This is a genomic window from Streptomyces sp. NPDC059895 (assembly GCF_042731035.1).
Taxonomy (GTDB): domain Bacteria; phylum Actinomycetota; class Actinomycetes; order Streptomycetales; family Streptomycetaceae; genus Streptomyces.
This window is the reverse complement of record NZ_JBHWKO010000103.1, coordinates 1-7,899: the sequence shown is the minus strand read 5'-3', so window position 1 is coordinate 7,899 and position 7,899 is coordinate 1. Positions and strand designations below refer to the sequence as shown.

The following is a 7,899-nucleotide window of genomic DNA, read 5'->3' as shown; positions in this document are numbered from 1 at the left end:
GGCCACCGGAGCGGCCGAGGCCGCCGCCGCGCGGTGCAGACAGTCCGGGGCCAGCAGACACCCGCAACGGATCGCGTCCGCGGCGGTCACCGTCCCGCCGGGTGCGTGCAGGACGAGGTCGGTGTCGTCGTCGACGGCGATCCGTACGGTGTCGCCCGCACGGACGGCCGCACGCGCCGCGAGCTTGGCCACGCCCGCGTCCAGCCGCTTGCGGAGCCGGGGGGAAAGCGCCCCGACGAGTTCGGCGGTGACGGACGGATCGACCGGTGGCAGACCGGAGCCCGGCCCCTCCGCGGGCAGCTCCGGAAGGGACACGTCCGTCGGTGGATCCGGAACCGACGGGTCCGGATCCATCGAGGGGTCCCGATTCGGCAGGTCCGGATCCGGCGGCAGGTCCTGATCCGGCAGGTCCTGATCCGGCAGGTCCGGATTGGGCAGGTCCGGATTGGGCAGGTCCGGGTCTGTCGGATCCGGGCCCGGATCCGACAGACCCGGATCCGACGGGCCCTGATCCGGCAGGGCCGCATCCGTCCGGTGCGCCGGCGGCGCCGGATCCGTTCGGTTCATGCGCCCGAGGGGCAGGTGCTGGCTCATGCGATCTTCTCCCCTACCCAGCGGGCCAGTTCGAGCGGACTGAGGGCGGCGACGGGCATGCCCGCGGCGACGAGCCGACCCGCGACGCCCGTGGAGTAACGGGGCCGGCCCGTGTCGTCGAGGCTCGCGCAGCCCAGGACGTGACAGCCGGCCCCGACGAGCGCGCGGACCTCCGCGAGGAGGCCGCCCAGCGGGTAGCCCTCCTCGAAGTCGCTGACGACCACGACGAGGGTCCGCGACGGCACGGTGACCAGCTCGCGCGCGTGCCGCAGCCCCGCCGCGATGTGCGTGCCGCCGCCGACGCTGACCTCCAGCAGCAGCGACAGCGGGTCCTCCACGTGCCCGGTGAGGTCGATGACCTCCGTCGAGAAGGCCAGGAAGTGCGTCGACAGGGTCGGCACCCCGGCCAGCACCGAGGCGGTCAGCGCGGCCCACACCGTGGACGCCTCCATGGAGCCGGACACGTCCGTCACCAGGATCAGCCGCCAGTCGGCGGCCCGCCGGGCCCGTGTCCGGAAGACCGGGTGCTCGGGGACGACCTGGACGGTGCCGTCCGGGCCGCGGCGCGCGGTCGCCAGGTTGGCCCGCAGGGTGCGGGCCAGATCGAGGCCGCCACCGGGCCGTCTGCTGGGGCGCGGCAGGGCCGTGCCGTGCAGGGCGGGACGCAGCCGGGTGGCCAGCTGCCGGGTCAGCGCGTCGACCAGCCGCCGGACGAGCGGGCGCAGCGCGGCCAGCCGGGCCTCGGGCAGCCCGCCGGCGTGGCGGAGCACGGTCCGCAGCAGATCGACCGAGGGCCGCACGCTGTCGGCGTCCAGCTCGGTGAGGACGTCCCTGCGGCCCGCGGCGGCGGCCGCCGCCAGCACCTCCTCCCTGATACCGGGCCCGAACAGCGCGGCCAGCTCCCGCGACCACTCCCGCACCCCCGGGTACGGAACCTCCCGGCCGCCGCCGGGTCCCGCCCCGGTGAGATCGCCTCTGCTGCCCTCGCCGCGCCCGCTGCCGTACAGCTCGTCCAGCGCGGTCGCCAGCGGCGCCACGGACGCCGGCAGCCGGTCGGCACGGCGGCCCAGGACGAGCCGCCACCGGTCGGCGGGCGCCAGGAGGCGTCCTTCGTCGGCCGACGGCGCTGCGGCGGCTTCCGCGGTGGTGTCGGCCCCGGCGCCCCCCGGTGCGGGCAGCAGGCCGAGCGAGCGCAGGGTGTCGCGGGCGGCGAGGTCCGCCCCGGTCCACACGGCGAGCGCGGCCGGGTCGACCCCGTCGGTGTCAGTGACACGTGCGGTGTCTAGACGCTCCTCGACGGCCGCCAGGAGCCGGTCGCGCGCCGCGGGACTCAGGGTGTCGAAACCGCCCCGCAGTGCCGGGAGCCGGTCCAGGAACCCCCGGTCGGGCAGTTCCGCGACCCGGTCGAGCAGCGGCTCCAGCGCGGGCGCCGCCGCCTCGAGCAGCGGGCCCGCGGCGGTGAGCAGCCCGCCCAGCCGGGCGGTGAGCGCGGCGCGGGAGTCGGGGTCGACGGCGCCGTCCACCCAGGAGGCCACCCGGTCGCCGAGGACCCGGGCGTCCTCCTGCCCGAGCAGGACACGGACGGCCCCGGCGGCCCCGCGCATCAGCGGCGAGCCGTCGGCGGCGAGCCGGGCGAGGGCGTCGGTGAGCCGGATGCCGCCCAGCAGGTCGGCGCGGTGCGCCAGTTCGAGCAGGGCGTGCGCGTCGGCGGGGTCCTCGGACCCGGTCAGGCCGTCCACCTGCCGGACCGCCGCAGAGGTGAGCAGCTCGGCGGTGGCGGCCGCCCGGGCCGTACGGTCCGCGTCGGTGCCGAGGCCGGGGACGTGACCGGCGCGCAGCCGGTCCACCAGGCTCAGACCGGCGAGGAGTTCGGGGAGCGTGCCCGCCGGGGGCAGCGTCTCGGCGATGTCGTCGAGACGCTCGTCGGTGAGCGAGGGCAGACCGCACTCCGCCGCCCGCGCGAGCCCTTCCAGGCACTGCGCGGCCGTCGGGCCTCCCTCGTCCCGTTCCGCGCGCCGCCGTTCCCGCAGCAGGCCCTCGGCGGCCTGCGCCGGGGTCACACCCCGCACGGCGGCCGCGGTCAGCATGGCCGCCGTCGCGGGCGTCCAGCGCACCTCCCAGCGCGAGGTGAGGGCCTCGGACCCGCCCGCGCCGGCGACCTCCCTGGCCTGCGCGTACGGCACCCCGCACACGGTCAGTCGGCGCAGCAGCAGCTCACGGCGCCGGTCGAGGTCGGACCGCAGCGGGTCCAGGCGCAGGTCACGGGCCGTACCGGGACCGCCCGTCGCGGGACCGGGCAGGCCCAGCTCCGCCACCTCGGCCTCCACCGCCGGGGCGAGACCGCTGCGCGGCGCCTTCGGGGCGGGGCGACCGGTGCGCGTGCCGACGAGCACCCGCTCCATCGCCCGAGCCACGGCCCGCCCCCGCCCGTACGGCTCGCCCTGGGCCAGCACCGTCTGCACGGCCTCGACCAGCTCGCCCCGGCCCGCCGCGGGCAGCCCGCGCAACCGGGCGAGGTCGGAGGCGAGCCGGGCGATCTCGCGCGCGTCGGCGGGCCCCGACGGATGACCGAGACTCCGCAGTTCCGCGCAGATCTGCACGGCGGCCCGCGTCAGCGCCTCCTCCAGCGCCGTCGGATCGCCCGCCGCGCGCGCCACCCTGTCCTGCCACTCCGGATCCCGGATGCCGGCCGGGTAGCCGGAGCGCTCGTCGAGGAGGGCGTAGGTGTAGGGGATCAGCGAGGTCGTCCAGACGGTCCGGCGCCCGTCGGGGGCGGCTTCGGCCTCCTCGCCCGCGGGCTCTCCCACCAGCGCCGGGGCGTGGAACGCGCCGACCACCACGGCGGCCCGCTCCCCGTGCGCGGTGGCCTCGGCCAGCCGGGCCCGCATCCACCGCTCCCGCCGCAGATCCAGCTCGGGCACCCCGTCCGAGGCGGCCGCGTCCTCGCGCAGCGCCCACCCCGTCAGCAGGGCCGCCCGGCGCAGCGCCTCGGGCGGCGAGCCGGGGGCGGTGGCCTCGACGAGCCGGTCCCACAGGTCGTCCCCGGGACGGCCGGTCAGCCCGGCCCGCAGGGCGGCGGTGAGCCCGGGGCCGCCGGCCCCCGGCACCGGGGCGCGGTGGCCCTCACCCCACGCCCGGTCCGCGAGCGGCAGGTCGCAGGCGATCACCGGCACGCCGTGCCGGGCGGCCCAGCGCACGGCCGCCAGTTCCGGCGAGAAGTCCGCGAACGGATAGAACGCCGGCCCTCCGCCCCCGTCACTTGGGGCCGCGGCGAGCGCGACCGGGGCCCGTGTCTCCTCGTGCCCGAGCCATGGCAGCCACTCCTGCATCTCGGCCGGCAGCTCCACGAGCAGCACGTCCGGCCGCGCCCCGTCGAGCAGCGCGGGCATCGCGGCGGCCAGCGACGGCGCGTGGTGCCGTACGCCGACGAGGTAGGGCGCCGCCGGACCGGTGAGGGCGGCCAGGGCCGCGTCGGGCTCACGCCGTGCCCCACCGGGCGGGGCGGACCCGTCGTGAGGGGACCGAGGGGAAGCGGTCCCCTCACGAGAGGACCGTGGGGAAGGGGACACGTCACCGGGCGGGCCGGGCACGGCGTCCGGTGCGTCGGCGGAGGTACCGGGAGACCCGGCGCTGGGGGTGAGGGGCACGGCCGTCAGCCCTCCAGGACCGCGCGCAGGTCCCACAGGGTGCGCCAGGTGGCGGACCCCTGCTCGGCGCGGCGGCGCACCGGTCCGTCCCAGTAGCCCCGCAGACGGGGCGCGTCGGCGGGGTCGTCCTTGCGGACCACCCCGAGCAGATGCCCCGGCAGCAGGCCGAGCACGTCACGGTCCCCCGGGAAGTACGCCGTCGCGAGAGCCAGCGCGCCCGCGACGGACACCGCCTCCGCGGTGCTCATCACCGTGGACGGCCGCTCCACCTCCCAGCCCTCCGCCGACCGGCCCTCCCGCAGGTCCCGGAACGCGGTGACCAGAGCCTCCAGCACGGCGTCGTCGACCTGGAACGGCGCCCCCGCCCGCTCCACGGACGCCCGCGCCTGCCCGCGCACCAGCGCGGTCTCCGCGTCGAGGTCCGGAATCGGGCCCACCGTCTCGAAGTTGAACCGCCGCTTGAGGGCGGCGGACATCTCCGAGACGCCCTTGTCCCGCAGGTTGGCCGTGGCGATCAGGTTGAACCCGGGCGCCGCGTGCGCCAACGCGTCCTCCGTGCCCGCCAGCTCGGGCACGGCGATGCGCCGCTCCGACAGCAACGACACCAGTGAGTCCTGCACCTCGGGCAGACAGCGCGTGACCTCCTCGACCCGGGCGATGGCGCCCCGGCGCATGGCGGTCAGCACCGGCGACGGCACCAGTGCCCGCGGGCTGGGGCCCTGCGCCAGCAGCAGGGCGTAGTTCCAGCCGTACTTGAGCTGGTCCTCGGTGGTGCCGGCGGTGCCCTGGACCGTGAGGCCACTGGTGCCGCACACGGCCGCCGACAGCAGCTCCGACAGCATGGACTTCGCGGTGCCGGGCTCACCGACCAGCAGCAGACCGCGCTCGCCCGCGAGGGTCACCACACACCGCTCGACCAGCGCCCGGTCGCCGACGAACTTGCCCTCGACCGCCATGCGGCGCGGCACGCCCTCGGGCACCTCGGCCGCCTCGGGCAGCTTCAGCGCCCGCCCGTCGCTGCCCATGACGAAGGTGACGACCGCGCGCGGGGTGAGCCGCCAGGCGGGCGGGCGCGGCCCGTCGTCGTAGGCGGCGAGGAAGGCCAGTTCGGCGGCGTGCCGCTCCTCGGGCGGCACGATCTGGCGGGCGGGGGACGAGGTGGGGGTGGCGGTCATCGACGTGGTTTCTTCCAAGGGGGACGGGACGGCGGTCATCGGCGGCGGCCCTTGCGGGTGGCGCGGGTGGTGAGTTCCTCGTAGGCCGGGGCGTCTCCGGAGCGGACGCGGTCCCACGCACGGGTGAACAGCTCCGGCACCGGCAGCAGCGGCACCGCCAGGGAATGGTCGCGGACCGGGTACAGGCCTTCCTTCCAGACCTCCACCGGCAGCGCGGGCGCCTTGAAGTCGTACCAGCCGCACGGCAGGAACAGGGTGCGTCCGGCCCGCGGCCGCTTGGCCTCGACGACGAGAGCGGTGGCCGCGAGTTCGACGCGGGCCTTCTTCACCCGGGCGGGCTTCCAGCCGGTCCACCGGGCACAGTTGCGGTCCGTGGGGTCGGGCAGGGCCAGCAGCTGGAGGTAGAGCGCGGCGGCGTCCTCGCCCAGACCGTGCGTCACGGCGACCTCGGACACCAGCTCCGGCACGCTGACCGTGGGGTCCTGCGCGTACCCGGCGGGCGCTTCGGTGCCGCCACCGGCGGCGAGGGCGCGGGCGAGCCCGTCGTCGAGGATCGTCCGCAGCGCCCGCAGACCGTCGCCGCGGCCCGCCCCGGTCAGCCCTTCGACGAGCCCGAACACGGCGTCGTCCGGCCCGGTGAGCCCGGCCGGGCGCACCAGGACGGCTTCTTGGTCCTGGTACCAGGGGCGCAGGACGAGGGCCTCACCCAGCCGCGTCAGGCCGTCCTCGCCGGCGCCCCCGGCGGCCGGCAGACCGTACGCCCCGCGCAGCTGGGCCGCGGTCGTTCCGCCGCTTTCCGCCCAGGTGACGTCGAGGTCCAGCAGCAGCCCCGGGTCGGCGACCCGGCGGCGCAGCGCGGCCAGGCCCTCCGGCAGGGCGGCGCGCAGCGGATGGCCGTACGGCAGGGAGTAGGCGAGCCCCGCCAGCGCGGCCACGCCACGCGTCAGGTCGTACCGTCCCGGCAGCGCCCCGGGATCGTCCGGGACCAGGTCGCCGTCCTTGTCGGGACGCTGAACGGTGGTGCGGCTGAGCCAGGGGGTGCGTCCGGGATTGAGGATCTGTTCGGCGGAGACCGTCGCCAGGCCGGCGAGGGACAGCTCCCCGGCGAGGTCCTCGGGCAGCCGGACGATCCCGCTGAGCCGCTCCTGCCACACCCGGCCCGCCGCGCCCGTGTCGGGTCCGCAGGTCCACAGGTCCCCGGGGCTCTCGGGCAGGAGGGCGCCGGTCAGCGCCGCCAGGTCGCCGGCCGGGAGCGAGCCCAGGAGCGCGTCACCCAGGTTCTTCTGACGCGGCTTCAGGGCGGTCGCGGCGATCACCTCGGCGGTGAGCTGCGCCGGCTTGCCCGCGAGCAGCAGGGCCGCCTGCATCCGCCCCAGCCCGTCCCCGGTCGCCGCGGCGAGGGCGTCGGGCGCCTCCGCCTGCCAGGGCGCGGCGCCCTTGTCCCGTACCAGCCGGGTCACGGCGGCCAGCGCGTCGGCGGCGAACACCGGCGGATGCGCGCTCTCCTTCTCCAGCGTGAAGTGGGCGACCGCGCCGAACACGCCCGCCGGATCGTGGTCCAGGGCGAGCCAGTGCACGCGCCCGCCCTGCCTGTCGGTGTTCCGGCAGTCGAGGACGACGACGGTCCGGCCTTCCCGGCGCAGCACCTGACCGGACCGCTCCTGCTTGGGGAACGGCTCGCTCAGCACGATCTCGCGCAGGGCGCCGCCCGGCGCGGCCAGCGGCCCCTCCGTGATCGCCTCGAACAGCAGCAGCAGCGCCTCCCGGTGCGCGTCCGTGACGGTCGGGGAGGCGGCGCGGTAGGCGAGCGGGCGCAGCACGTCCAGCACGGACGGCCACGCCAGCCCCATGCCCGGCACGGTGAAGTCGTCGCTGTGCCACCCGCCGCCGGCCGAGGTGAGCCTGGCCCCCGCGGGCAGCGGCCTGCCGTCGGCGGGCTTCCCGGAGAGCACGTGGTTGACGGCGCGGATCTGCCGCAGGACGGTGTGGTTCGCGTCGCCGCCCGCCCAGCCGTGCAGGTGCGCGAAACCGTCCACGGCCTCGCGCAGGGTCTGGTCGTCGCCGTTCTCGGGGCGGTAGTCGGCGAACATCCCCTCGGTGCGCCGCCGGTCGGCCTGCGGCCGCTCCACCGGAGGCGCCGCGAAGGCGGCGGTCGACTCCGCCAGACGCACCACGGCACGCACCAGGGAGGCGACACCGGCGAGCAGGCGCGGCTCGGTGAGTGCGGGCAGGCAACGGGAGACGGCCTCCCGGAGCACGGTGTCGGCGCTCGGGACGGCCGGCTCGGCGTCCGCCGTCCCCGTGGCCGTGACGCCCACCGCCGCCGTCCCCGCCGTCCCCGCGGCCGACGTTCCGGCAGCCATGCCCGCCACGCCCGCCAGGCCCGCCAGGCCCGCCGCGCCTGCCACGCCCGCCGCGCTCGCCAGGCCCGCCGCGCTCGCCAGGCCCGCCGCGGCCGGAGCCGCGCTCGCGCTCGACGCAGC

General features: G+C 77.4%; 2 protein-coding genes and 2 pseudogenes. All 4 read right to left on the bottom strand.

What is annotated here, in order from left to right:
- Window positions 1-315, bottom strand: a pseudogene (locus ACFV9M_RS41465) (hypothetical protein); the annotation flags it as partial.
- Window positions 316-590: 275 nt separating this feature from the next.
- Window positions 591-4,241, bottom strand: a complete 3,651-nt coding sequence (locus tag ACFV9M_RS41460; RefSeq protein WP_385079053.1) for a DUF5682 family protein — start codon at window positions 4,239-4,241, stop codon at window positions 591-593.
- 5 nt (window positions 4,242-4,246) lie between these two features.
- Complete coding sequence (locus ACFV9M_RS41455; RefSeq protein ID WP_385079057.1) at window positions 4,247-5,416, bottom strand: AAA family ATPase; 1,170 nt, start codon at window positions 5,414-5,416, stop codon at window positions 4,247-4,249.
- A gap of 35 nt (window positions 5,417-5,451) precedes the next feature.
- Window positions 5,452-7,899 (bottom strand): annotated as a pseudogene (locus ACFV9M_RS41450) (hypothetical protein); the annotation flags it as partial.